This is a genomic window from Streptomyces sp. NPDC057486 (genome assembly GCF_042802415.1).
Lineage (GTDB): Bacteria > Actinomycetota > Actinomycetes > Streptomycetales > Streptomycetaceae > Streptomyces > Streptomyces yanii.
On the sequence record NZ_JBHVEE010000055.1, the window covers coordinates 22,401 to 47,680 of the forward strand.

Genomic DNA, 25,280 nt, shown 5'->3' on the forward strand with positions numbered 1-25,280 from the left:
ACGGGTCGACGGAAGGATAGGGTCCTTATGCGTGCGTATGGCACGAATTCGCGAGGTCTGGGCGAAGCGACGAGCATTCGTGAGCTGGCGCGGGAGCATGCCCTGCTGCCGCTGCGGATCTTTCTCGGTGTCACCTTTGTCTATGCCGGGCTCGACAAACTGACGGACAGTGCCTTCTTCCGCGCCACCGGCTCCGGCTCCATCGGCGAGACGATGCACGCGGTACGCGACTCGGCCGCGATCCCGGCCCTCGTCGACCTCGCGCTGAAGAGCCCGGGAGCCTTCGGGCACGCCATCGCCTTCGGTGAACTCGCCGTCGGTATCGGCACCCTGATCGGGCTGTGGGCCCGGCTCGCCGCACTCGGCGGGGCGCTGATCTCGCTGAGCCTGTGGCTGACCGTGAGCTGGCAGGTCGAGCCGTACTACTTCGGCAACGACCTGGCCTACCTCATGGCCTGGCTGCCGCTGGTGCTCGCCGGCGCCGCGTCGTTCTCCGTGGACGCCTTCCTCGCGTCACGACGGCGACGGATACGGTAGCCGATCCACGTCGTGGTCGCGGCGAGCCAGAGGCCGCCGAAGAACACCGGGCAGAAGAAGACCCAGGGGACGTCCCAGGTGCCGGCCGCGTCCGCCGCGTAACCGGCGGCGAGGGCGAGCATCGCGATGCCCGCGACCGCCCGGCCCGGCCGGATCTCATGACGCAGCACGAATGACCTCCACCTGTCCGATACCCACTTCCAGATCCAGCTCGACCGTGCCCGCCGGGGTGACGCCCGCGGGCGGGTCGATCATGCGGTGTTCCCTCGGCGACGGGCTGATGTCCACATCGCCCGGCGGATCGCCCGGCAGCCGGATGTCGCCGATCCCGGCGTCCGCCCGCACCCGGAGCGTCACCGCCTTCGGCACGACGACGACCGCCCGGCCCGCGCCCACCCCCAGCCGCGTCCGGACCGTGTCGCCCTTCGGGACCGGGACCTTCGACAGGTCGAGGGTGCCGACACCGCTGCCGAGCTCGTACCGCGGCTGGACCGCGGCGACCGATGCCGGGCGCCATTCCTCCCGTACCCAGTGGGTGCTGATGTCCTTCGGCAGCGCGGCCGCACCCGCCAGCAGCGCCGCCGTGATCATCGCCAGCAGGACGGTGCCGAACCCGGTCCTGCCGAGGAAGGTGCTGACCACCATCCCCGCACCGAACACGGCGAGCGCTGCGGCCAGGCCGAACTGCAGGCTCGTGCCGAACGGATGCGTGTGCCAGCTCAGACCCGTGCCCAGACCGCCGGCGATCAGCGCGAGCAGGAAGACCAGGCCGCCGATCGAGCGTGGCCCCCGGTTGGTCCGTACCGGCTCGGGGGCGCGGTACGGGGTGTCCGCCGCCCTGCGGGGACGTACCGGCGGACTGTCGGCCACCGCATCCGCCGGGCCCCACAGATACCCCGGGCCCACCGGCCCGGACGTGCCGTCCTTGATGATCGGATCCCGCCACCACGACGGGCTGCCCGGCGACGGCGGTGCTTTCACCTCCGGCGGGGCGTCCGCCACCGCCTGCGCGGCCGTCGGGTGCAGCGGGTCCTCCGGCGCGGCGGTCCTGCGGGCCTGCGTCCACACGCTGAAACCGACGACCGCGAGCGTCAGCATCGCGGAGAACGCCAGCGTGCCCCCGTTGCCCAGCATGGACAGGAAGAGCCCGCAGCCGATCAGCGCGAACAGCACCGCGACCAGCGACGCCCCCTCGACCCGGCCGGACAGCAGCCTGCGTGCCTCGTTCTCCTCCTCGCCCTCCAGCGGGAGCAGCAGCCAGGCGAAGCCGTAGAAGATCAGGCCGACGCCACCGGTCACCGACAGCACACCGATCACGATCCGGAAGATCACCGGGTCCACGTCGCAGTACCGGCCGAGTCCGCCGCACACCCCGGCCACCACTTTCTGCCGCGAGCTGCGCTGCAGCTGCGGTCTCGGTGCGGGCTGCGGTGCGACGCCGGGCTCGGCGTCCTGGGGAACGGTCATGGCTCCATGGTGACGGGCGGCAAGCGCCGACGGGACCCGCGCCGACCCTGGCCGATCCCTGATATTGGTTCCCCCGGACCCTGAAGGGAGCCGTCGCCGGGCGTGCGTCGGGTGCGAACTGCCCGTCTCAGGGTCGAAGTGGGGGCAGACCCTGATACCGCCGCTCACCCGTCCATGTGACGATCGTGGCATGCCGACCGCCTCACCCCGAGCCGCAAGCTCCCTCAGCGCCGACCCGGAGGAGCCACCGCTGCGCAAGCTGTACCGCAGTGCCGACGGACGGCTGCTCGGCGGTGTCGCGCGCGGTCTCGCCGGACATCTCGGGCTGCCCGTCGTCTGGGTGCGGTTCGTCTTCCTCGGCCTGTTCTTCGCGGACGGCCTCGGGGCTCTGCTCTACGCCGTGTTCTGGATCGTTGTCCCCCTCGGCGTCGGCGGCGTCGACGCGCCGCGCTCCGTCTTCGAGACGGCCCCCGACGGCCGGCGCAGGCTCCGCAAGCCCGACAAGGGGCAGGTGTTCGCCCTCCTCGCGCTCCTCATCGGCGCCGTGACCTTCGTCGGTAACGTCGACATGGGCAGCAAGGCCGACCGTTACATCTGGCCGACGCTGCTGATCGGCGCGGGCTCCGTCCTGGTGTGGCGGCAGGCCGACAACGCCCGCCGGGCCCGCTGGATGGAGGTCGGCGGCCGCCGCCGGGTACTGCATCTGGCCCGGGCGCTGGCCGGGGTCGCCCTGGTCGGCCTGGGACTCGCCGTCTTCATCGTGGTACGCGGCTCCGCGGCCCAGCTCGGCAATGTGCTGACCGCGGCGATCGCCGTCCTCACCGGCATCGCGCTGCTGGCGGGTCCGTATCTCGTCCGCATGACCCAGGACCTGTCCGAGGAACGCCTGATGCGCATCAGGGCCCAGGAACGTGCCGAGGTCGCGGCTCACGTCCACGACTCCGTGCTGCACACCCTCACCCTGATCCAGCGCAACGCGGACGACGGCAGCGAGGTCCGCAGACTGGCCCGCGCCCAGGAACGCGAGCTGCGCAACTGGCTGTACAACCCCGAGGGCACCGGCAAGGACGAGGGCGACGAACCGGATACCCTCGCCGAAGCCGTCAAACGCGCCGCCGCCGAGGTCGAGGACAAGCACGGTGTCCCCCTGGAGGTCGTCGTCGTCGGCGACTGCCCGCTCGACGAGAAGCTCGCCGCGCAGATGCAGGCCGCACGCGAGGCGATGGTCAATGCCGCGAAGTACGGTGGCGAGGGCGGCGCCGTGCAGGTCTATGCGGAGGTCGAGGGCCGGACGGTCTTCGTCTCCGTACGGGACCGTGGTCCGGGATTCGATCCGGATTCCGTACCGGGGGACAGAATGGGCGTACGAGAATCAATCATCGGCCGGATGCAGCGCAACGGCGGTACGGCGCGGCTGCGTTCGGTGCCCGGCGGGGGCACGGAAGTCGAGCTGGAGATGGAGAGGGCGGGCGAATGACCGAGACCACCGAAGCGATCGGGGGCCCGGAGCGCCGGGTACGGGTCGTGCTCGTCGACGACCACCGGATGTTCCGCACCGGAGTCCAGGCCGAGATCGGCCGCACCGAGGAGACCGGTGTCGAGGTCGTCGGCGAGGCCGCCGATGTCGACCAGGCGGTCACCGTCATCACGGCGACCCGCCCCGAGGTCGTCCTCCTCGACGTGCACCTGCCGGGCGGCGGCGGCGTCGAGGTGTTGCGCCGCTGCGCCCCGCTGATGGGCGCGGTCGAGAACCCGGTGCGCTTCCTTGCGCTGTCCGTCTCGGACGCCGCCGAGGATGTCATCGGTGTCATCCGCGGCGGCGCCCGCGGCTACGTCACCAAGACGATCACCGGCACCGATCTGGTCGATTCGGTCTTCCGGGTGCAGGAGGGCGACGCGGTGTTCTCGCCCCGGCTGGCCGGCTTCGTCCTCGACGCGTTCGCCTCGACGGACGCGCCGCCCGTCGACGAGGACCTGGACCGGCTGACGCAGCGCGAGCGCGAGGTGCTGCGACTGATCGCGCGCGGCTATGCGTACAAGGAGATCGCCAAGCAGCTGTTCATCTCGGTGAAGACGGTCGAGTCGCACGTCTCGGCGGTGCTGCGGAAACTCCAGCTGTCGAACCGGCACGAGCTGACGCGGTGGGCGACGGCCCGACGACTGGTCTGAGTCGGCCGTTCTCCCGGTCGGGGGCGACGGCGATGTCGAGTTTCTCGCCGACCCTTCGGTGGCCGATGCCCGCGTGGATCCGTTCCACAGCGGTGTCGGCCGGCTCCAGCCACACCACCTACCCGTGGTGCTGTACGCGGGCGGCGGCGTAGAACTCGGCGTCGGTGGCCGGTTCGGCGAGCACGAGGGTGTCGACGGGCTTCGGCGGCAGGAGGTCGCCGGGGGAGCGGAGGGCGAGTGCATGGGCGTGCGTCCGGACATCGGCGTCCATGGGTATACGGGTTCCCCTTCGACCGGTCCGGTGGGACTCCGGACCCAGGACCGCGAACTGCGGAGCGAGGGAGCCTATGCGACCCGGGTCGCTCCCGCGAAGGGCATGTTGTCGATCGGCGCGATGCGGACCGGTGCTCCGGGGTGCGGTGCGTGGATCATCTGTCCGTCGCCGATGTAGAGACCGACATGGCTGACCCCGGAGTAGAAGAACACCAGGTCACCGGGGACGAGTTCGGAGCGGGGGACGTGCCGGCCGGCGTTGATCTGGGTGTATGTGGTGCGGGGGAGTGAGACGCCGGCGGAGCGCCAGGCGGCCTGGGTCAGCCCGGAGCAGTCGAACGAGGACGGTCCGGTGGCGCCCCAGACGTACGGTTTGCCGAGCGCCCCGTAGGCGAACGCGACGGCCTCCGCGGCGCGGGCGTTGGGAGCCTGGGTGGCGCCCAGGCGCGGGGCGCCGCGATCCGCGCGGGCGGCGTCCGCGCGTTCGAACCCGGCACGCTCCGCGGGCGAGAGGGTGTCCAGGAGCTTCTGGGCGTCGGCCAGTCTGGCCCTGACCGTCGTCCGGTGCTTCTTCAGGTCGGCCCGGCGGGCGGTGAGGGCCGCCAGCTCGTTCTTCGCCTCGGTGCGCAGCTGGGCGATCTCGGTGACCTGCCGCTGCACGTTGGAGACCTCGGCCGCCTGGCGGTCGGAGGCCCACTCCACGTACGAGGCCCGTTGCAGATACTGGTCGGGGTCCGAGGACAGCGCCAGCTGCACGGCGGGGTCGAGGCCGCCCGTGCGGTACTCCGCGGCGGCGAGCGAACCGAGTGCGTTGCGGGAGGCATTGAGGCGTTCGGCCCTGCGGGCGGCCTCGTCGCGCAGTGCGTTCAAGGACTTGGCGGCGGCGGTCGCCTCCTCCTTCGCGCCGTTGTACTGCTCGGTGGCGACCTCGGCGTCGTGGTACAGCCGGTCCACCTCGGCCTTGATCCGGGCGGGGGTGGGCTGTGGTTCGGCGTGCGCGGAGCCCGGCAGGACGGCGGCGGTCGCGGCCCCGGCGAGGGCGAGGGTGGCTGCGGTGCGGGCGGCGGAGCCGGTGTGCGGGCGCTGCCTGGGTTTTCGATGCACTGCCACAGGGGCGGGGCTCCTTGGGTCGACTGCCCGTCGGGGCCTACCGGCGGGCCGCTGAGGTCCGGCGGCGGGACACCAACAGGGGGAGCGGCCCGCCGCCGGATTTCTCGGCGGGGTGACCGGGCTGCCGTCCGGGTGCGGAGCGGTGGTGAAGCCGGCCACCTGGACAGGGACGCTAAGCCCGGGGCGCGAGGAAGAGTCGCAATGACGGCTATTGCCCGAATTTGGCAATGTATTGTCGCCGAGTGACTGGAAAATTCCGTCAGAGTCAGGCAATTGGTACAGATGCGAGCGAAATGCCGGGTAGCCCCCACCTCGCCGAAGAGGGGTGATATGGCCCCGGCTAGGCTGCGGCCTCATGGACGTACTCATCAATGTCTTCGTCGCGCTGCACATCATCGGCATCGCCGCCCTCCTGGGCGGCTTCCTGACCCAGATGAAGGCGATGGGCGCGGGCACGGCACGCTTCGTCCCGGCGATGCTGCACGGAGCGCTGACCATGCTGGTCACCGGTGTCGCGCTGGTCGGGCTCAACCAGGCCGACGACCACCCGGTCAACAACATCAAGATCGGCGTGAAGCTGGCGGTCCTGGTGGTGATCCTCGCGCTGGTCTACATCAAGCGGGACGAGGAGAAGGTCGAGAAGGGCGTGTTCGCGGCGGTCGGCGGACTGACGGTCGCCAACATCTTCATCGCGACACTCTGGACCTGAGCCGGACCCACCCGCACGAGAAGCGAGCCCCTGCCGGACCCGGCAGGGGCTCACTCCTTGGAGGAGCTCGGCGTCACGCCGGGCGCACGCTGCCGTAGATCGGCATGTAGTAGATCGACTCCTCGCGGACGTTCGCCCCGGGCTTCGGGGCGTGGATCATCATGCCGTCGCCCTTGTAGATACCGACGTGGCTGATGTCGTCGTAGAAGAAGACGAGGTCGCCCGGTTGCAGGTCGGCCGTGGCTATCCGGGTGCCGATCTTCACCTGGTCCCAGGTGGTGCGGGGGATGTCGACGCCCGCCGCCTTCCAGGCGGCCTGGGTCAGCCCTGAGCAGTCGTACGAGGAGGGGCCCGTCGCTCCCCAGACGTACGGCTTGCCGATCTGGGCGCGGGCGAAGGCGAGAACCTTCTCGGCCTTCGTGGTGGCACTGGTGTCCGAGCCGGTCCCGGTCCCGGTCCCGGTTCCCGTGCCCGTGCCCGCCCCCGTGCCCGTGCCGCTGGTGGAGGCGGCCTTCTTCGCCGCCTCCTGGGCCTTGCGGTCCGCCTCGGCCTTGGCGGCGGCCTGCCGGCGGGCGAGTTCCTCCGCCTTGCGCTTGGCCTCCGCCTCCTTCTCGCGCTCCAGTGCCGCCAGCCGCGCCTTCTCCTCGGCCGTCAGCTTCGACAGCATCGTGCGCGCCTCGCCCAGCTTCTTCTGGACGGATTGCTTGCTGGTCCGGAGCGTGGCCTGGGACTCGGTGAGCGTCTCCAGGCTCTTCGTCGCCTCGGCGCGCTTCTTCGCCGCCGCTGCCTGCTGCGTACGGAAGTCCGTGACCGCCTTCTGCTGCTGGGCGGTCATCCGGTTCATCAGCTGGTTCTGGTCGAAGTACGACTGCGGGTCGTCGGCCAGGAAGAAGGTGGCGGTCGGGGCGATGGAGCCGGTGCGGTACTGCGCGGCCGCGTAGTTGCCGAGTGTTCTGCGCGCCTCGTTCAGCTTGTCGGCGCGCTCGGCCACGTCCTCCAGCAGGGCGTCGACCTTGCCGCGCTGCTTGGCGGAGGCCTCCTTCGCCTGGTTGTACTGCTGGGTCGCGGTGCCCGCCTGCCGGTAGAGGTCGTCGACCTTCTTCTGCACGTCCTCGATGCTGGGCTTGGGTGCGCTCGGGGCGGCCGTGGCGCTCTGGGTCGACAGCAGGGTCACGCCTGCCAGTGCGGCCGTCGTGAGCCCGACGGCGGGGGTGGTGGTGCGTACCCGGCTGCGCGGTTTGCGATGCGATGCCAAAGCCGGCATCTCCTTCCGTGGACCGCCTACCGGGTTAGCTGTCGGGTTCGGGCGGAACGGAAGGCTGCCCTACGGTCCGAGTGGGGATACAGACCGATTCACCCCGGTTTCGCATGTGGGTCCCCGGTTCCGAACTTCCCTGTGGGCAGCGCGGATTCGGCGGGGGAGCCCGCTCGGCGTGGTTCGCCTCAAGGGGGTACGGGCCGCCCGACGGAGCACGCTAGCCAACCGTGGTGCCGCTGTGAAGCTTGATGTTCGATATGCCCGATACGTTTTCGTGACCTTGGTGAAGAGAGGTCGGAGGAGGCGGTCCGGGCCCCGATTCCCTTACGGGGCGTGGGTGGGCGCTCTCCGTGCGTAGGTGCCTTCCGGTCGCGCTTTCCCATGCGGCCGCAGAGTGTCGGTGCGTCGCCCTAGACTCGTGAGGCGATGAGCAGCCTCTTTGACGACAGTTTCCTGGCCGGCCTCCAGCACTCGGAGGAAGAACCCCCGCCGCCCCCCGAGGACTCCGCACCCGAAGCGGTGCCGGAGGACCTCTTCGCGGGTGTCTTCGACGCGCCCCCGCCGCACCGGGACGCGTACTACCGGGACGGCGCCCACCGCCCCGCCATCGACTCCGCCGCCCTGCTCGACGGGCTGAACACCGAGCAGCGCGCCGCGGTCGTTCACGCCGGATCGCCGCTGCTCATCGTCGCCGGCGCGGGCTCCGGCAAGACCCGGGTGCTCACCCACCGGATCGCCCACCTGCTGGCCGAGCGGGGCGTGCACCCCGGCCAGATCCTCGCGATCACCTTCACCAACAAGGCCGCGGGCGAGATGAAGGAGCGCGTCGAGCAGCTCGTCGGACCGCGCGCCAACGCCATGTGGGTCATGACGTTCCACAGCGCGTGCGTGCGGATCCTGCGCCGCGAGTCGAAGCGGCTCGGCTTCACCTCGTCGTTCTCGATCTACGACGCGGCCGACTCCAAGCGGCTGATGGCCCTGGTCTGCCGCGATCTGGACCTCGACCCGAAGCGCTTCCCGCCGAAGTCGTTCACGGCCAAGGTCTCGAACCTGAAGAACGAGCTGATCGACGAGGAGACCTTCGCCGGCCAGGCCGCGGACGGCTTCGAGAAGACGCTCGCCCAGGCGTACGCGATGTACCAGTCCCGGCTGCGCGAGGCCAACGCACTGGACTTCGACGACATCATCATGACGACGGTCCATCTGCTCCAGGCGTTCCCCGACGTCGCCGAGCACTACCGACGCCGCTTCCGGCACGTCCTCGTCGACGAGTACCAGGACACCAACCACGCGCAGTACACGCTCGTACGCGAGCTGGTCGGCCCGGCCGGAGAGGCCGACGCCCCCGCCGAGCTCTGCGTCGTGGGTGACGCCGACCAGTCGATCTACGCCTTCCGCGGCGCGACGATCCGCAACATCCTCCAGTTCGAGGAGGACTACCCGAACGCGACGACGATCCTGCTGGAGCAGAACTACCGCTCCACGCAGACGATCCTCTCCGCCGCCAACGCGGTCATCGAGCGCAACGAGAGCCGCCGCCCCAAGAACCTCTGGACGAACGCGGGCGAGGGCGCCCGGATCACCGGCTATGTCGCGGACACCGAGCACGACGAGGCGCAGTTCGTCGCCGACGAGATCGACCGGCTGACCGACGCGGGCGACGCGAAGGCCGGCGACGTCGCGATCTTCTACCGGACGAACGCTCAGTCCCGTGTCTTCGAAGAGATCTTCATCCGCGTCGGCCTGCCCTACAAGGTCGTCGGCGGCGTGCGCTTCTACGAGCGCAAGGAGGTCCGGGACATCCTGGCCTATCTCCGGGTCCTCGCCAACCCCGAGGACACCGTCCCGCTGCGCCGCATCCTCAACGTTCCCAAGCGCGGTATCGGCGATCGCGCCGAGGCGATGATCGACGCACTGTCGCTGCGCGAGAAGATCACGTTCCCGCAGGCACTGCGCCGCGTCGACGAGGCGTACGGCATGGCGGCCCGCTCGGCCAACGCCGTCAAGCGGTTCAACACGCTGATGGAGGAGCTGCGCACGATCGTCGAGTCCGGCGCGGGCCCCGCCGTGGTGCTGGAGGCGGTGCTGGAACGGACCGGCTATCTCGCCGAGCTCCAGGCGTCCACGGACCCGCAGGACGAGACGCGGATCGAGAACCTCCAGGAACTCGCCGCCGTCGCGCTCGAATTCGAGCAGGAGCGGGGGGAGTCCGCCGGGGAGGAAGGTGCGGGCACGGGCACGCTCGCCGAGTTCCTGGAGAAGGTCGCGCTCGTGGCCGACTCCGACCAGATCCCCGACGAGGACGAGGACGGCTCCGGCGTCATCACGCTGATGACGCTGCACACGGCCAAGGGGCTCGAATTCCCGGTGGTGTTCCTGACCGGCATGGAGGACGGCGTCTTCCCGCACATGCGCGCCCTGGGACAGGTCAAGGAACTGGAGGAGGAGCGGCGCCTCGCGTACGTCGGCATCACCCGTGCCCGTGAGCGGCTGTACCTGACCCGGGCGGCGATGCGCAGTGCGTGGGGCCAGCCCTCGTACAACCCGCCGTCGCGGTTCCTGGAGGAGATCCCGGACCAGCACCTGGAGTGGAAGCGGACCGGGCCGATGGCGGCCCCGGCCGGACCGACGTCGGGGATCACGTCGTCGCTGTCCTCGTCGCGCGCCCGCTCGGGCCCCTCGGGCTTCGCGACCCGGCGTACCTCGGACAAGCCGACGGTCACGCTGGTGGTCGGGGACCGGGTCACGCACGACCAGTTCGGGCTCGGCACGGTGACGGCGGTCGAGGGGATCGGCGACCAGGCGAAGGCGACGGTCGACTTCGGGGACGAACGACCGAAGAAGCTGCTGCTGCGGTACGCGCCGGTGGAGAAGCTCTAGGGCGTGTGTCGGAAGTCCCGCCGTCCGCCCGAAGGGTGGGCCCGGCGGCGTCCGGTGCGTGCGATCGCAAGGCGGAGGGTCGTCCTCGTACTGGACGTACTCGGGCGCGCCCGACAACGCAGCGAGCGTGCGCGCCGGGCGTCGCGGGGCAGGCGGGACTTCCGACACACGCCCCAGGGGGTCCGCTCCGGAGCCGACGGGCGGGCGAGGGCGCCCGCCCCTGCCGACGGGCGGGGCCTGTGCCGTGCCGGACTCTGCTGCTCAGGTCGGGTCGAGGCCGTGGCTGCGGAGCCAGGGCAGCGGGTCTATGGCCGCTCCGCCACCGGGCCGGACCTCGAAGTGCAGGTGCGGGCCGGTGGAGTTGCCGGAGTTCCCGGAGTACGCGATGACGTCACCGGCCTTGACCGGGCCCGAGCGGATCCTGGTGCTGCTCAGATGGCAGTACCAGGTCTCGGTGCCGTCGGCCGTGGTGACGATGGCCATGTTCCCGTAGGCGCTGTTCCACTGGGTGCGTACGGTGCCGTCGGTCGCGGCCATCACCGGAGTGCCGTACGAGACGGGGAAGTCGATGCCCGTGTGCACGGACATCCAGTTGACGCCCGCCTGGCCGTAGTAGGCGCTGAGGCCGTGCTGCTTGACCGGCAGGAGGAACTTGGGCCGCAGCGCCTCTTTCCGGGCGGCCTCCTCCTCGCGCTTCTTCTTCTCGGCGGCCTGCCGCTCCCTCAGGTCGATGCGCTCCTGGGTGCGGCTGGCGCGGTCGGCGAAGTTCTCGGCGTCGGCGCTGAGGTTGGCGAGCTGGGTGTCCAGCTTGTTGTTGGCGTCGGCCGGCTTGACGCTGCCGAGGTCGGCGGCCGCCATCGACGTGGTGTCGTCCTTGGTGTCCTCGCCGCTGCCCAGTCCGCCGACGGAGGCGGCGGCGATACCGGCGACGCTCATCACGCAGGCGGAGGGGACGGCGACGGTGAGAAGAGCGGAACGCTTGGCGGGGGTGCGACGACGGCTGCGACTGCCACCGCCGCCGCGGGTGACGGAACGGCTCGCAGGGCGGGGGATGTCGGCGATGTGCTCCGCCGCGTGGTCCGCCCGGTCTGCCGCGTCGTCCGTATCGGCGTCGAGGTCCGGATCCAGGTCGGCGACGCCGAACTCGGAGGTCGCGGTGAGGTCCGCGGGCTCCACGGTCCCTGCGGGCGAGTAGGGCTCGTACGGAGCGTGGGAACCCTGGTCCTCGTACGCCTCGTACGCGGCCTGTTCGGGTTCGTACGACTCGTGCGCGGTTTGCGCGGTTTGCTGTTCGTGCTCGGGCGTGGCGCCGGTGTTCCAGGCAGTGGCGTCGTATGCGCCGGTGTCGTAGGCGGCCGTCCCGGTCGTCGCCCACTGGCCGTTCTGGTGCCAGCCGTTGGTGTCCCACTGGCCCGACGCGTCCGGAGAGCCGCCCTGCGCGGGGATGCCCGGGGCTTCCGGCATCCAGGTCGCGGTGGTGTCGTACTGCTGCGGGTGCTGGGTCCCGTACGCGGCATAGGGGTCGTACGCGACGGTCTGATGCGCGCCGGTGTCCCACTGGACGGAGTCGTACTGGCCGCTGTATCCGGCCTGTCCGGTGCCGTTGCCGCTGCTGTAGCCGGTGGTGTCGTACGTGCCGTCGTGGCTGCCAGGGAGGGAGCCGAACAGCGGGTCGCTGTCGAAGCTGCCCGTGGAGTGGCTGTCGTAACCGACATACCCGGCGTAGGGGTGCTGGTCGTTCACCAACTTCTCTCTCGCCTCGGCAGCAGGACCTGGGTCTGGGGTCCGGTGGGGGAATCCCAGGGGGAAAGCAGTGGCCGCGACTGTACCCGGCAGTACGTGACGGCGACAATCTTCCTCGGGTCCCGGGCCCGCAGGAAACGGGCAATCGGCCGTCTTTCGGCGGACTGTGCACAGAGCCTTGGCTCTATGTTCGAAACGCGTTCTATTTGTGAGCGTGCTCCGGGCGGCCATGGCGCCCGGGGGTATGCCCCCGGCACGGCGTGGCGGCCTTGTGCCCGTGAGGGACTCCGGTCCCTCAGGCGACCGAGGCGGCTCCCAGGAGTCCGGTGGCCGATTCCGGGGACTCCAGTGCCTGCCGGATCCCGGCGGCGACCGCCGGGTGGACCGGCAGTGCGAGGTGGCCGATCCCGGTGACGCGCACGTTCAGCGCATCGAGGTCCGGATGATCGATGCAGGCCGCCTCGACCGGGACGATCACCTGGTCCAGCTCGCTCCAGAAGCTCACGAACCGGGTGCGGCAGTCGGGTGCGGGGCGGCGCAGTTCCTCGATCGGGGCGGAATCGCTGCGCATCTGGCGCACGATCGGGTGCGCGCTGGCCACCGGGGCGACGGCGGTGCCGCCGTGCGGGGTGCCGAGGGTGACCAGGGTGTGGACCCGTCGGTCACCGCCGAGTCGCTGCACGTAATAACGGGCGATCAGGCCACCGAGGCTGTGGCCGACGACGTCGACCTCGTGGTGCCCGGTGCGGGTGCAGATCTCCTCGACATGCCGGCCGAGAAGTTCGGCGGCCGTGCGGATGTCACACGTGAGCGGTGAGTAGTTGAGGGACTCCAGATGGTGCCAGCCGTGCCGGGCCAGGGAGCGGCGCAGCAGGACGAAGACGGAGCGGTTGTCGATGAACCCGTGCAGGAGCACGACGGGCCGCCGCTCGGGGCTCTCGGTGGGCAGGGCCCGGGTTCCGGCCGGTGCGGTGGGCGGCTGTTCGGGCGGGGGCGTCGCGTCATGCCGCTCCCCGGTCATGCCCGAGGGGTAGAGGAGCACGTGCCCGACGAGCACGACCAGCTCCAGCGCGGTGGCTCTCAGCAGTGCCGATGACAGCCAGGTGCGACGCAGACACGGCTGGCGCAGCAGCAGCGGAAGAAAAGGCAGGACCTTCATGGCCGACCTCCTGCTTCGGCGCACGGGAGGCGGCTCAGGTCCCCGTATGCCCTCATGGGGTGCCGTGGCAGAGGCGTGGGTGGCTGGTCCGACCACCTGTCGACGAGCCGTACCACCGTGCCGTGCGGCTGACGGCGCGGTGGTACGGCGACCTCGTAGCGGCTCCCCTGGCCTCCGTGGCCCGCGCGGCAGCCATGCCGCGTGATGCGGGAACGGGGCCCGGTGAACATGTCCCAGGTGTGATTTCCCCCTCCCGGCCCACCGCGAAACGGCGGGTTGCGGGATGCTGTCGATAACGTTCGTTCACATCCCCGGCCCTTTCCGGCACGGGAGACGCATGTGGAGGCAGTGATGGGTGTGACCGGTCCGATCCGTGTGGTGGTGGCCAAGCCGGGCCTCGACGGCCATGACCGCGGGGCGAAGGTGATCGCGCGGGCGCTGCGCGACGCCGGTATGGAGGTCATCTACACCGGGCTCCACCAGACGCCCGAGCAGATCGTCGACACCGCGATCCAGGAGGACGCCGACGCGATCGGCCTCTCGATCCTCTCCGGCGCGCACAACACGCTCTTCGCCAAGGTGATCGAGCTCCTGAAGGAGCGCGACGCGGAGGACATCAAGGTGTTCGGCGGCGGCATCATCCCGGAGGCGGACATCGCACCGCTGAAGGAGCAGGGCGTCGCGGCGATCTTCACCCCGGGGGCGACGACGGGCTCGATCGTCGACTGGGTGAACGCCAACGTCCGCCAGTCCGCAGACGCCTGACCGGGCGGGCCGGGGCGCTGACCCGTCCGGTGCCCTGCGTCCTCGGTCGCCCGCCCGGTGCGAGGCCGGCTCCGTCGAAGGGGTTCCGCCGCCCTGGAGACCCCGGGGGAGATCGAGGACGCAGCGCGGCGCAGGCAGCGCAATCCGCCGCCGCACCCCCTACGCCGCCTCCGGTAGCAGCTCCTCCTCCATCGCCGCGCGCAGCCGCAGGGTGGAGACCAGGCGCTGGAACGCCTCCGACCAGTAGCCGGCGGCTCCCGGCGACGCGCCCTCCGGCTCGTCCGGTGTCGTCGTGAGGACCTCCAGGCGGTCCGCCTCCGCCGGGTTCAGACAGCGCTCGGCGAGACCCATCACGCCGCTGAAGCTCCACGGATAGCTCCCCGCGTCGCGGGCGATGTCGAGCGCGTCGACGACCGATCTGCCGAGTGGCTCCGCCCAGGGAACCGTGCAGACCCCCAGGAGCTGGAACGCCTCGGACAGCCCGTGCGCGGCAATGAAGTCGGCCACCCACGCGGCCCGTTCCGTACCGGGCAGTGTGGCGAGGAGCTTGGAGTGCTCGGCGAGCGACACCGTGCCGGGGCCGTTCGACGGGGGTACGGAGGGGGCGCCCAGCAGCGCGCGGGCCCACTCCGGGTCTCGCTGTCGTACCGCTGCCCGGCACCACGCCGCGTGCAGTTCCTCACCCCAGCCGTCGGCGACGGGCAGCGCGACGATCTCCTGTGCCGTGCGCCCGCCGAACCGCGCCGGCCAGGTGGACAGCGGGGTCGACTCCACCAACTGGCCCAGCCACCACGACCGTTCGCCCCGGCCGGACGGCGGCGTCGCGACCACGCCGTCGCGCTGCATCTCCGCATCGCATTCATGCGGCGCCTCCACGGCGATGGACGCGGAACCGGCCGTCAGGTCCGGGTTCACGCATGACGCCGCACGGGACGCCATCCGCCCGGCCAGCGCCGACTCCGGCAGCGCGGACAGCAGCTCGGCGGCCGTCGCGCGGACATTGCGGCTGCGGTCGGAGAGCGCCTGCTCCAGGAACGGTTCGTCCGCACCGGACAGGCCGGTACGCAGCGAGTCCACGAACATCAGCCGGTCCTCGGCACGCTCCGTCGGCCACGTGCTGGTCAGCAGCGCGAGCGCGCTCCCCGGATCATGTGCTCGTACGGCCCCGAGCAGGGCGACGCGCTCGGCGAACAAGCCCTCCTCCCACAGCCGGCGCACCGCCTCCGGGTCTGTCACCTCGGGCCGCGGCGCGCCGCCGGACGAGCCGCGCAGTGCGAACCTCCAGTCGGGGTTCAGCCGGGCCAGCCACAGCCCACGCGGCCCGGCGAACGCCAGGGCCTGCGGCCGCAGGTCGGTACGGGCGCGGGCCGCGTCCAAAAGTGCCGGGAGCAGCGCCTCCGGCGCCCGGTAGCCGTGCAGACCGGCTGTGGCCAGCCACTGCGGGATCAGCTCGGTGAGATCCGGCGCGGCACCGCGCCGGCCGCCCGCACCGCTCGGCGCCGACCGGTCGGCGAGCAGCTGGGCGAGTCTGCGCCGCGCGGCCGGCGGCAGGGGCGGCCGGAGGTCGGCGGGTGCCGTCCCCGGCCGAGCGGCCGCGGGCGCGGGAAGCAGTCCGGCTCTGTGCCGGACGGTGTGGAGCGCCGCCGCGTCCAGGAGCGCGACCGGCCCCCGATCGCCGCCCGCCGATGACGGTCGGCGATCGGTGCCGAGCAACGCCGAGGTGACGAGCTCTTCCCACGGGGTGGTTGTACTGGGCATCGGTCCTCCTCCAGGGGTCAGATGAGCGGCACGGTCTCGGCCGCACCGCCGTCGGAGCCGTCGGCCCAGGCGGCGAGCGGGTCGAAGCCGCGGTGGCCGCATTCGCCGAACACCGTGAGGGGCGCGCCGCCGGACAGCGCGACGAGCTTCCACAGACCCGGCCGGGACAGCGCCGACGGGACGACGGGCAGGGCCGTACCGCCTGTGGCGTCCGCCAGTTGCCAGCCGTCGCCCGACGGCACCGGTACGACCTCGCGCAGGGTCACCGGCCAGGACTCCAGCCAGGGGTCGTCCCGCAGGGCGCGCCCGTACGCGGCGACCGCGCCCGCGGTCGTCGAGCCCCGAGGGGGAGTGCCGGACGGCATCGGCGCACCGAACTGCGCGCCCAGCTCGGCCCGTAGCTGCCCGGCTCCCTGGTACGGCGTGAGCTCGGCGTCGAGCGTGACGCCCACCGGCAGGGCCTGCCCCGGGGAGCGCCCGGCCGCTCCGAAGGACAGCAGCAGTGCGGTGCGGCCCGAGTCGCTTCCGTGCAGCCAGATCCGACGCGTGACGATCTTGCCGTCCGGGGTGTCGTACTGGGCGAGGACCAGCCACCGGTCACGGACCGGGACGCCGTCGGCGGGGGATGTCAGCCCCACCCGCGTACGGACCGTCGCGGCCAGCGGCTCCGGCAGCCGGTCGATGCCCAGCCAGGCGGTGTCCAGCAGATGCAGCAGCGCGCACTCCTGGAGCAACCGCGCCGGCCAGCCGGCGCCGGACGCCGGGATCGCCCCCAACTCCCGGACCCGGCCGGCAAGTCCCGGCGCCTGAGCGTCGACCATGCGGGCCGCCGTCTCCTCCCACAGCCCGTACCCCGACCGGTCGGCCGCCGCCAGACCGCCGCGCAGCAGATCCATCAGCCGCTGCTCCAGCTCCTGTGCACCGCCGGTGATCCGCCCGGCCCGCCGCTCGGCGCGCCGCCGGGCGGCCTCCGGGTCGGCCGGGCCCGCGGCCGAGGCGCCGCCCGCCCCCGGCCCGCCCTTCTCCCCCTTGGCCTCTGCGCGCTTGCGACGGCCCGTCAGCCACTCGTCGGCCCAGTCCGGCACCTCGTCCGCGGGCAGGGCCGATGCGCCGGAAGCCCAGACCAGCAGCAGGCCCAGCGCGTGCTTGCACGGGAACTTCCGGCTGGGGCAACTGCACCTGTACGCAGGGCCGGTCGTGTCGACCACCGTTTGATACGGCTTGCTTCCGCTGCCCTTGCACAGCCCCCACACCGCACCCGAACCGTCACACCCGCCACCCGACCACGGTCCGGTCGAACCGAGCTTGCTCCCCGCCTTGCGTGATGCCTCGTCAGGAGCCAGGGCCAGGACCTGCTCCACCGTCCAGCGCGCCGCCGGGTCGGCGGTGCGCAAGGGTTCTCCCCCGTGAGATAGCAGCATGGGAACGACGGTAGAACGCGCCACTGACAATCATGCTGACCTGCCATTTCGTCGTCGCGCAAGTAGCTTGACTTTACTCTCCCTTTGCGATTCGCTGCGAGGTACCGACCGTTGAATCCGGGGGGATCGACCGATGAGTCACACCGTCCGCAGCATCCACAAATTCCGTAACGCCCGCACCGTCCGGACTGCCGTCTCCGCAGCCGTCGTCCTCGGTCTCGCCGTGGGCCTCGGGGCCTGCTCCGAGTCCGTCGATCAGGTGGACAAGGCCGTGAACGAGACGTACGAAGTCACCTACGAGGTCACCGGTACGAGCGTCGACGAGATCCAGTTCCACGCGGGCGGGGGCAAGGCCATGGACCCGGAGATCGAGACGGTCAAGTCCCCGACCCTGCCGTGGCGGAAGACCGTCACGCTGCGCGGCATCATGCCGCCCGCCGTCATGCCGATCGCCCTGGACGAGACCGGGGACGACGTCGCCTGCTCGATCACGTACAAGGGCAAGGTCATCAAGGAGGCCGAGGGCGAGGGACTCATCACCGGCGGCGGCTGCGTCGCGGTCTCGCCGGTGGCCGGCTGAACTCCCCGCCCGTAGCCGCTGGATCGGCCCCGACCTGCGGTCGGGGCCGGTTGTCAGTGGCATGGTGCACGGTGGGAACCACATCAGGTCGACCGATCTGGAGGGGGATCCATGACCGTGTCCGAAACCACCGCCACCGTCGGCGTCCAGGCCCTGCGGCCGCATGCCGAGGACGCCTTCGCCCATGAGCTGAAGGCCCTTGCCGCGGCCGACGACCGCCCGCGGCCCGCCCGTTGGCAGCTGTCTCCGTGGGCCGTCGCCACCTACCTGCTCGGCGGCACCCTGCCCGACGGCACGGTGATCACACCCAAGTACGTCGGCCCGCGCCGCCTCGTCGAGGTCGCCGTGACCACACTCGCCACCGACCGGGCCCTGCTGCTCCTCGGGGTTCCCGGCACCGCCAAGACCTGGGTCTCCGAGCACCTCGCGGCCGCTGTCAGCGGCGACTCGACACTGCTCGTCCAGGGCACGGCGGGCACGCCCGAGGAAGCCGTCCGCTACGGGTGGAACTACGCACAGTTGCTGGCACACGGCCCCAGCCGCGACGCACTGGTGCCCAGCCCGCTCATGCGTGCCATGTCCGAGGGCATGACCGCGCGGATCGAGGAGCTCACCCGCATCCCCGCCGATGTGCAGGACTCGCTCATCACGATCCTGTCGGAAAAGACGCTCCCCGTTCCGGAGCTGGGCCAGGAGGTCCAGGCCGTCCGGGGATTCAATGTCATCGCGACGGCCAACGACCGCGACCGCGGGGTCAATGAGCTGTCCAGCGCCCTGCGCCGCCGGTTCAACACGGTCGTGCTGCCGCTGCCCGCCACGCCCGACGCCGAGGTCGACATCGTTTCCCGGCGCGTCGACCAGATGGGGCGCTCGCTCGACCTTCCGGCCGTGCCCGACGGCATGGCCGAGATCCGACGGGTGGTCACGGTCTTCCGCGAACTGCGCGACGGCATCACGACGGACGGGCGCACCAAGCTCAAGTCCCCGTCGGGCACGCTGTCCACGGCCGAGGCCATCTCCGTCGTCACCAACGGCCTCGCGCTCGCAGCCCACTTCGGCGACGGAGTGCTGCGCCCCGGCGATGTCGCGGCCGGCATCCTCGGCGCGGTCGTCCGGGACCCGGCGGCGGACCGGGTGGTCTGGCAGGAGTACCTGGAGACCGTGGTCCGGGAGCGGGACGGCTGGAAGGACTTCTACCGCGCCTGCCGCGAGGTATCCGCATGACCCGGGCCGCGCGTCCCGTCGGACCGCTGCTGCTGGGGGTGCGGCACCACGGGCCGGGCTCGGCCCGAGCCGTCCGTGCGGCGTTGGAAGCCGCCCGCCCGCAGGCGGTGCTCATCGAGGGGCCTCCCGAGGGTGACGCACTGCTGCCGCTGGCTGCCGACGAGCGGATGCGACCGCCGGTCGCGCTGCTCGCCCATTCCGTGGACGACCCGGGACAGGCGGCGTTCTGGCCGATGGCCGCCTTCTCGCCCGAGTGGGTCGCGATCCGCTGGGCGCTGGCGCACGACGTGCCGGTCCGCTTCATCGACCTGCCCGCGGCGAACTCCCTGGCCATGACACAGGCAGCGGCACGCGAACCGGACGGGGGCGGTGAAGCGGACGGGACCGGGGGCGCGGACGGGGGCGTGGCCGGGGAGCCGGCTCCGGGAGGCTCACCCGGGCATGCCCCGATCGACCCCATCGGCGTGCTGGCCGAGACAGCGGGATACGACGATCCGGAGCGATGGTGGGAGGACGTCGTCGAACACCGCACCCAGGGCGATGAGGCCGTCGACCCACGGGCACCGTTCGCCGCGCTCGCCGAGGCGATGACGGCCCTGCGCGATGTGTACGGGGACGGCGGGCATCCTCGGGACGCCGTCCGCGAGGCGTACATGCGCATCCAGCTCCGCAAAGCGGTGAAGGAGTTCGGTGACGACGTCGCGGTCGTCTGCGGTGCCTGGCATGTGCCCGCACTCGGTACGAGGACCACACTCGCCGCCGACAGGGCCCTGCTCAAGGGGCTGCCCAAGCTCAAGGCCGAGCTGACCTGGGTGCCTTGGTCGCACCGGCGGCTCGCCCGGCGCAGCGGATACGGGGCGGGCATCGACTCGCCCGGCTGGTACGGACACCTCTTCGGGGCCGCCGACCGCCCGATCGAGCGGTGGATGACGAAGGTTGCCGGACTCCTGCGCGACGAGGACCGGTTCGTGTCGTCCGCCCATGTCATCGAGGCCGTCCGGCTCGCCGGGACCCTCGCCGTCATGAGGGACCGCCCGCTGGCAGGGCTGAGCGAGACGACCGATGCGATCCGGGCCGTGATGTGCGAGGGCTCCGATGTGCCGCTCGCGCTCGTCCGGGACCGGCTGATCGTCGGCGAGACACTCGGCGAGGTGCCGGACACCGCCCCTGCCGTGCCCCTGCAGCGTGACCTCACCCGACAGCAGCGCATGCTCCGTCTCAAACCGGAAGCGCTGGAGCGGGAGTTGGAGCTCGACCTGCGCAAGGACACCGACGCGGCCCGCAGCCGGCTGCTCCACCGGCTGCGGATCCTCGCCGTCGGCTGGGGCGAACCGGCCGCCGGGCGGGGGAGCACCGGCACCTTCCGGGAGAGCTGGCGGCTGCGCTGGGAACCCGAGCTGTACGTACAGGTCGCGGAGGCCGGCACCTGGGGCACCACCGTGCTCTCCGCGGCGACGGCCAAGGCCGGGTCCCAGGCGGTCTCGACGACCGCCCTCGCCGAGGTCACCGCGCTCGCCGAGCGCTGTCTCCTTGCCGAACTGCCCGAGGCACTGCCCGTGGTGATGCGGGCCCTCGCCGACCGCGCCGCGCTCGACGCGGACGTCGGCCACCTCGCCGACGCCCTGCCCGCCCTCGCCCGCACCTTGCGATACGGGGATGTGCGGTCCACGGACACCGCGGCGCTCGGCGAGGTCGCGGCCGGGCTCGCCGAGCGGATCTGCGTCGGACTGCCGCCCGCCTGCACCGGGCTGGACGCCGACGGAGCCACCGAACTGCGTCGCAAGGTGGACGGCGTCCACACCGCGATCGGGCTGCTCGCCGGAACCGTGCAGGCCGACGGACTCCGCGAGCGCTGGGCAGCCGTGCTGCACAAGCTGGCCGCCCGGGACACCGTCGCGGGTGTCATCCGGGGCCGTTCGACGCGGCTGCTCCTCGACGACGGGCGGCTCGAAGAGGACGACGCGGCACGGCTGATGGGCCTCGCCCTTTCGCCCGGCACACCCCCGGCCGACGCGGCGGCCTGGATCGAGGGGTTCGTCGGCGGGGCCGAGGGGGGCGGCATGCTCCTTGTCCACGACGAACGGCTGCTCGGCCTGGTCGACGCCTGGCTGGCAGGTGTCCCCGCCGACACGTTCACCGACGTGCTCCCGCTGCTGCGCCGGACCTTCTCGGCGTACGAAGCCGGCGTACGGCGCACGCTCGGCGAGCTCGTACGACGCGGTCCGGCCGCCGGGGCACCGGCCGCGATCGCCGCCGGGACGACGGCACCCGGCTTCGGCCCGGGCCTCGACGAGGCGCGGGCGGACGCGGTGGTGCCGGTGCTGCGGCTGATGCTGGGACTGGACGCCGAGGGCGCAGAGGGTGCCGAGAACGCCATGGAACCGCTGGGGGCAACAGGATGACGACGGTCACGGAATCCGGCACGGACGCGGAGCGGCGGGGAGCCGTCGGGCGGGGTGCTGCGGACGACGAACGGCTCCGGCGGTGGCGCATGGTGCTGGGCGCGGACAGCGCCGAGTCCACCGGGTGCACCCTGACTGGACAGGACGCCGCGATGGACGGTGCGCTGAACGCGCTGTACGGCGGCGGGGGCGGGCCCGGCAGCCGCGGCGGGAGCGAGCGCTCGGCCGGACTCGGCGCCTCCGCCCCGTCCGTCGCCCGCTGGCTCGGCGACATCCGCACGTACTTCCCCAGCTCCGTCGTCCAGGTCATGCAGCGCGACGCGATCGACCGGCTCGGTCTCTCCGCGCTGCTGCTGGAGCCGGAGATGCTGGAGGCCGTCGAGGCGGACGTCCACCTGGTCGGAACACTGCTCTCGCTCAACAAGGCGATGCCGGAGACGACGAAGGAGACGGCGCGAGCCGTCGTACGCAAGGTGGTCGACGACCTGGAGAAGCGGCTCGCCACCCGCACGCGGGCCACGCTGACGGGCGCGCTCGACCGCTCGGCGAAGATCAACCGGCCGCGTCACCACGACATCGACTGGGACCGCACCATCCGGGCCAATCTCAAGAACTACCTCCTGCTTCCCGGCGGGGACGGGGCCGGCACGGTCGTCCCCGAGCGGCTCATCGGCTACGGGCGTGCCGCGCAGGCGGTGAAGAAGGACGTCGTCCTCTGCATCGACCAGTCGGGGTCGATGGCCGCCTCCGTCGTCTACGCCTCCGTCTTCGGCGCGGTGCTCGCCTCCATGCGCACATTGCGGACCAGGCTCGTCGTCTTCGACACGGCTGTCGTCGACCTCACCGAGCAGCTCGACGACCCCGTCGACGTCCTCTTCGGCACCCAACTCGGTGGCGGCACGGACATCAACCGGGCGCTCGCCTACTGCCAGTCCCAGATCACCCGGCCCGCCGACACCGTCGTGGTCCTCATCAGCGACCTCTACGAGGGCGGCATCCGCGACGAAATGCTGAAGCGGGTGGCCGCGATGAAGGCGTCCGGCGTGCAGTTCGTGACGCTGCTCGCCCTGTCCGACGAGGGCGCGCCCGCCTACGACCGCGAGCATGCGGCGGCGCTCGGCGCGCTCGGAGCACCGGCATTCGCGTGTACCCCGGACCTCTTTCCGGAGGTGATGGCCGCGGCACTGGAGAAGAGGCCACTGCCCATACCGGACAAGGAGACCCATCGGTAACTAGGGGCTTGCGTCAACCCGGGAGGGTCGTGCAAGCATCGTCCCGTCGCCCGCGGAGGACTGCGTTCCGCAGTCCGCGCCATTCTGGGAGGGCTCACTCCGACGTGACCACAGCAGCTGTACGTCCAGTCGCCGACCCGCGCCCGGTGCGCGGGCCGGTCGGCCGGCGCACGCTGCAGGTGGTGCTGTTCCTGGGCGGACTGCTGGCGCTCGGCGTCCTCTTCGGGGCCGAGGCGCACGCGGAGCAGGTGCCCGTTCCGTCACATGCCCTCGTGGAGAAGGCGGTTGCACGCGGGGCCGATGCGATGGCCGGCCGGACAGCGGTTCCGGACGCCGAACCGGCCACGGACGCCACCGAGGCGTCGGCCGCGGTCGCGACCCGCGTTCCGGCCGCCCCGCCGGAGGGGGCGCCGGCCGCCGAAAGGCTCGCCGAGCCTGCGGCCGCCAGCACCGCCACTGCTCGACCCGCTCCCTCTGAGGCCACCGCGGGCTCCGACACCGTTCCCGGCCTCCGGCCGGTCGCCGGGGCGGCGCGGACCACGGTCCAGGACCTCGGCCGACCGGTCGGCCGACTGGTCGGAAAGGCCGTCGCCACGGCCCTCGGCCAGGCTGTTGGGATGCTCCCGCACCCGTTGACGCTGTCGACAGGACTGCTGCCTCCCCATCCCCCCACCGAGCCGCCCGCCCACGGCTCTGCCGAGGGCGGTGCCCCACGCCACGCCGCACCCGCGCCTCGTCCTGCCGGCGCGTACACCGTTGCGGCCGATCAGGGCCGGGGCTTCGCCGCCCTGCTGAGCGGCGTGACTGTGAAGGAAACGGAGCGACGGGGCGCCGCGCCGCAGGACCGGCCGGCGCCCGGGCAGGTGCCGCCCGACCCCTGTGGCGGCTTCGGTGGCACCGCCACCGCCGTGACGCATGTGCCGCGCGGCGGCGACCAGCACGCCGTCCCGTTCGCGGGCGGTGCTTCCTTCGGGCTCGTACGCGGTGCTGCTCTTCCGGCCACCGCCGCCCCGATGCGTGACAGATCCGGCGAGATCGTCGAATTCCCCGGCTAGGGCAGGCCGTTCCCCCGCCTCGACCTGCCGCGCGGGGGCGGAACAGGTCTGCCCGCTGTCCGGACGACTCCGGACCGTCGAAACGCATTCGAAGGATCTGACGCACATGCACAAGAACATCCGCCGTTCCATAGCTGTCGCCGCCACGGCCACCGGGATGTGGGCCCTCGGCACCGCCGCAGCCAGCGCGGACGAGCTGCCCGTCTCCGTCCCGCTGTCCACTCCCGACCACGCGGCCGACGCGGCCGACGTGATCAATGGGGTCGAGGGCCTCGAGGACACCGTGCGGACGACGGCCGGTGAGGCGAGGACAGCTGTCGGCGACACGGTCTCCGAGGCCACCGCGGCCGCCGGGCAGACCGGGCAGGTGACCGGCCTCAAGGGGAAGGTCGCCGACGCCACCGGCACGGTCACGGGCACCGCCGACCGTGCCACCGGCGGCGCGGACGCGCAGGGCGTGCAGAACCTGTCCGGCCTGTCCGGTGCGTACGGGACGCAGGACCCGCAGGGTCTCCCCGACTACGACGTTCCCGGGTTCGACGTCTCCTCGTACGGCGTCCCCACGTACGACATCCCGACCGCCCCCGACGCCCCGATCGACTACCTCTTCGGTCCGATCGAGCAGATCCCCGGCTACGTGCAGAACACCGCCCCCGGCACCGTGGCCACGGCACAGAGCACCGCGCACGGCGCTGTCGCGCAGGCCGGACCGGTTGTCGGACAGACCTCCGACTCCGTGCTCCCGCCGGTCGTCGTCGACGTCGTCTCCGCGGTGCTGCCGGTCGTCGACCAGGCGCTCGGGGATGTCGGCACCCTCGTCCAGGGTGTGGTCTCCGAGGTCTCGCCGTTCGCCCATGGTGTCGTCGCGCAGGACGCCCTGCCCTTCGTGCACGGCGTCACGGCCGAGGTCGCATCGCTGGCCGACGGCGTGACCGGTGCGGTCCAGCCGTTCGCCGGGGGAGTCGTCGCCGAGGTGCAGCCGCTCGCCCAGGGGCTGACCGGGAACGCGGTCACCCCGTTCGCCCAGGGCGTCACGGCCCGGGTGAAGCCTCTGGCGCAGGGTGTCGGGGCACAGGTGCAGCCGTTCGCGGCCGGTCTCGTCGGCACGGCGGGCGGCGACGCCCGTCCGGCCGTCGAGCACGCGGCGTACGGAGCGGCGGGTCTGGACTCGGTCGCTCCCGCCCATCTGCGCGACGCGGTGGCCGCCTTCACCGCACCGGAGTACCCGGCCCCGGGGATCTGAGCCCCCTCGGAACGCCGAAGTACAGCTCCCGGCCCGTGGCCGGGCGGTTCCCCGTCGCGTCAGGACCACTGCGTCCCGACCGTGGGGCCGCCCGGCCGCGGGCCGTCCTCGTACCACCGGCGCGGCCCGTGCGGTTCTGTCCACTGCGACCCGGCCACCGGCACGATCTGTGACCGTAATCACCGCCCAGGTGTGATCTGCGATTTAGGGTCATGCGGAGCTCGGGGATAACCTGCGAGATGGACATGCCGCGTACTCGGTAACCGTGTGCGCCTTCCTTGTGACCGAGCAGTCA

General features: G+C 71.9%; 21 protein-coding genes and 1 riboswitch. Of the genes, 12 read left to right on the plus strand and 9 right to left on the minus strand.

Translation table 11 applies throughout. The annotated features are described in order from the left end of the window. Positions 1–27 precede the first annotated feature (27 nt). Positions 28–537 (plus strand): DoxX family protein, encoded by a 510-nt coding sequence (locus tag ACFU6I_RS24690; RefSeq protein WP_384370617.1) that lies wholly within the window; start codon positions 28–30, stop codon positions 535–537. Here the strand turns inward: ACFU6I_RS24690 and ACFU6I_RS24695 are convergent. Together ACFU6I_RS24695 and ACFU6I_RS24700 are read right to left on the minus strand one after the other, a co-directional pair. Next, positions 444–707: a hypothetical protein gene (locus ACFU6I_RS24695; protein ID WP_384370619.1), complete on the minus strand. Its 264-nt coding sequence runs from the start codon at positions 705–707 to the stop codon at positions 444–446. The genes ACFU6I_RS24690 and ACFU6I_RS24695 overlap by 94 nt on opposite strands. After that, a complete protein-coding gene (locus ACFU6I_RS24700) occupies positions 694–2,004 on the minus strand; it encodes a PspC domain-containing protein (protein WP_384370621.1) in 1,311 nt (436 codons plus the stop codon). The genes ACFU6I_RS24695 and ACFU6I_RS24700 overlap by 14 nt, the downstream gene beginning before the upstream one ends. A gap of 190 nt (positions 2,005–2,194) precedes the next feature. On the opposite strand from ACFU6I_RS24700, the gene ACFU6I_RS24705 reads away from it, so the two are divergent. Next, a complete protein-coding gene (locus tag ACFU6I_RS24705) occupies positions 2,195–3,481 on the plus strand; it encodes a PspC domain-containing protein (RefSeq protein ID WP_384370623.1) in 1,287 nt (428 codons plus the stop codon). Next, entirely contained in the window at positions 3,478–4,173 is a 696-nt protein-coding gene (locus tag ACFU6I_RS24710; protein ID WP_345515054.1) for a response regulator transcription factor, read from the plus strand. Before ACFU6I_RS24705 ends, ACFU6I_RS24710 begins: the two co-directional genes overlap by 4 nt. Positions 4,174–4,291: 118 nt before the next feature. Here the strand turns inward: ACFU6I_RS24710 and ACFU6I_RS24715 are convergent, their stop codons facing one another. Beyond that, the gene (locus ACFU6I_RS24715; RefSeq protein ID WP_384370625.1) at positions 4,292–4,444 is read right to left on the minus strand and encodes a hypothetical protein; all 153 of its coding nucleotides are present in this window, start codon (positions 4,442–4,444) and stop codon (positions 4,292–4,294) included. 74 nt (positions 4,445–4,518) lie between these two features. Next, positions 4,519–5,556, minus strand: a complete 1,038-nt coding sequence (locus ACFU6I_RS24720; protein WP_384370627.1) for a C40 family peptidase — start codon at positions 5,554–5,556, stop codon at positions 4,519–4,521. A 355-nt stretch (positions 5,557–5,911) separates the two neighbouring features. Here ACFU6I_RS24720 and ACFU6I_RS24725 point away from each other — a divergent pair, with 355 nt between their 5' ends. Next, positions 5,912–6,265, plus strand: a complete 354-nt coding sequence (locus ACFU6I_RS24725; protein ID WP_266982443.1) for a hypothetical protein — start codon at positions 5,912–5,914, stop codon at positions 6,263–6,265. 73 nt (positions 6,266–6,338) lie between these two features. Here the strand turns inward: ACFU6I_RS24725 and ACFU6I_RS24730 are convergent, their stop codons facing one another. Then, positions 6,339–7,529 carry an NlpC/P60 family protein gene (locus tag ACFU6I_RS24730; protein ID WP_384370629.1) on the minus strand — a complete coding sequence of 397 codons (1,191 nt, stop codon included), beginning with the start codon at positions 7,527–7,529 and terminating at the stop codon, positions 6,339–6,341. Beyond that, positions 7,528–7,692, minus strand: a riboswitch (cyclic di-AMP (ydaO/yuaA leader). Its footprint overlaps the gene before it by 2 nt. Before the next feature lie 257 nt (positions 7,693–7,949). Here ACFU6I_RS24730 and pcrA point away from each other — a divergent pair. Further along, positions 7,950–10,403 carry a DNA helicase PcrA gene (gene pcrA, locus ACFU6I_RS24735; protein WP_384370631.1) on the plus strand — a complete coding sequence of 818 codons (2,454 nt, stop codon included), beginning with the start codon at positions 7,950–7,952 and terminating at the stop codon, positions 10,401–10,403. A 261-nt stretch (positions 10,404–10,664) separates the two neighbouring features. Here the strand turns inward: pcrA and ACFU6I_RS24740 are convergent, their stop codons facing one another. Next, a complete protein-coding gene (locus ACFU6I_RS24740) occupies positions 10,665–12,146 on the minus strand; it encodes a M23 family metallopeptidase (protein ID WP_384370633.1) in 1,482 nt (493 codons plus the stop codon). Between the two features lie 295 nt (positions 12,147–12,441). Beyond that, positions 12,442–13,305, minus strand: a complete 864-nt coding sequence (locus ACFU6I_RS24745) for an esterase/lipase family protein (RefSeq protein ID WP_384370635.1) — start codon at positions 13,303–13,305, stop codon at positions 12,442–12,444. A gap of 351 nt (positions 13,306–13,656) precedes the next feature. Between ACFU6I_RS24745 and ACFU6I_RS24750 the strand changes: the two genes are divergently transcribed. Then, entirely contained in the window at positions 13,657–14,070 is a 414-nt protein-coding gene (locus ACFU6I_RS24750; protein ID WP_266982434.1) for a cobalamin B12-binding domain-containing protein, read from the plus strand. Between the two features lie 159 nt (positions 14,071–14,229). Here ACFU6I_RS24750 and ACFU6I_RS24755 read toward each other — a convergent pair whose 3' ends face one another. Both ACFU6I_RS24755 and ACFU6I_RS24760 read right to left on the minus strand, forming a co-directional pair. Continuing rightward, positions 14,230–15,828, minus strand: coding sequence for a DUF5691 domain-containing protein (locus ACFU6I_RS24755; RefSeq protein WP_384370637.1), 1,599 nt, complete (start codon positions 15,826–15,828; stop codon positions 14,230–14,232). Between the two features lie 17 nt (positions 15,829–15,845). Continuing rightward, positions 15,846–17,249, minus strand: a complete 1,404-nt coding sequence (locus ACFU6I_RS24760) for an SWIM zinc finger family protein (protein WP_384370639.1) — start codon at positions 17,247–17,249, stop codon at positions 15,846–15,848. Positions 17,250–17,382: 133 nt separating this feature from the next. Between ACFU6I_RS24760 and ACFU6I_RS24765 the strand changes: the two genes are divergently transcribed. The 6 genes from ACFU6I_RS24765 to ACFU6I_RS24790 all read left to right on the plus strand — a co-directional run bounded on the left by ACFU6I_RS24765 (position 17,383) and on the right by ACFU6I_RS24790 (position 24,985). Further along, entirely contained in the window at positions 17,383–17,829 is a 447-nt protein-coding gene (locus ACFU6I_RS24765) for a hypothetical protein (protein WP_384370641.1), read from the plus strand. A 111-nt stretch (positions 17,830–17,940) separates the two neighbouring features. After that, entirely contained in the window at positions 17,941–19,053 is a 1,113-nt protein-coding gene (locus tag ACFU6I_RS24770) for an AAA family ATPase (protein ID WP_384370643.1), read from the plus strand. Then, the gene (locus tag ACFU6I_RS24775) at positions 19,050–21,455 is read left to right on the plus strand and encodes a DUF5682 family protein (RefSeq protein WP_384370645.1); all 2,406 of its coding nucleotides are present in this window, start codon (positions 19,050–19,052) and stop codon (positions 21,453–21,455) included. Before ACFU6I_RS24770 ends, ACFU6I_RS24775 begins: the two co-directional genes overlap by 4 nt. An 89-nt stretch (positions 21,456–21,544) precedes the next feature. Then, complete coding sequence (locus ACFU6I_RS24780; protein ID WP_384370669.1) at positions 21,545–22,687, plus strand: VWA domain-containing protein; 1,143 nt, start codon at positions 21,545–21,547, stop codon at positions 22,685–22,687. Positions 22,688–22,791: 104 nt separating this feature from the next. Continuing rightward, positions 22,792–23,742 (plus strand): hypothetical protein, encoded by a 951-nt coding sequence (locus tag ACFU6I_RS24785; protein WP_384370647.1) that lies wholly within the window; start codon positions 22,792–22,794, stop codon positions 23,740–23,742. Between the two features lie 106 nt (positions 23,743–23,848). After that, positions 23,849–24,985: a hypothetical protein gene (locus ACFU6I_RS24790; RefSeq protein WP_384370649.1), complete on the plus strand. Its 1,137-nt coding sequence runs from the start codon at positions 23,849–23,851 to the stop codon at positions 24,983–24,985. Positions 24,986–25,280 lie beyond the last annotated feature (295 nt).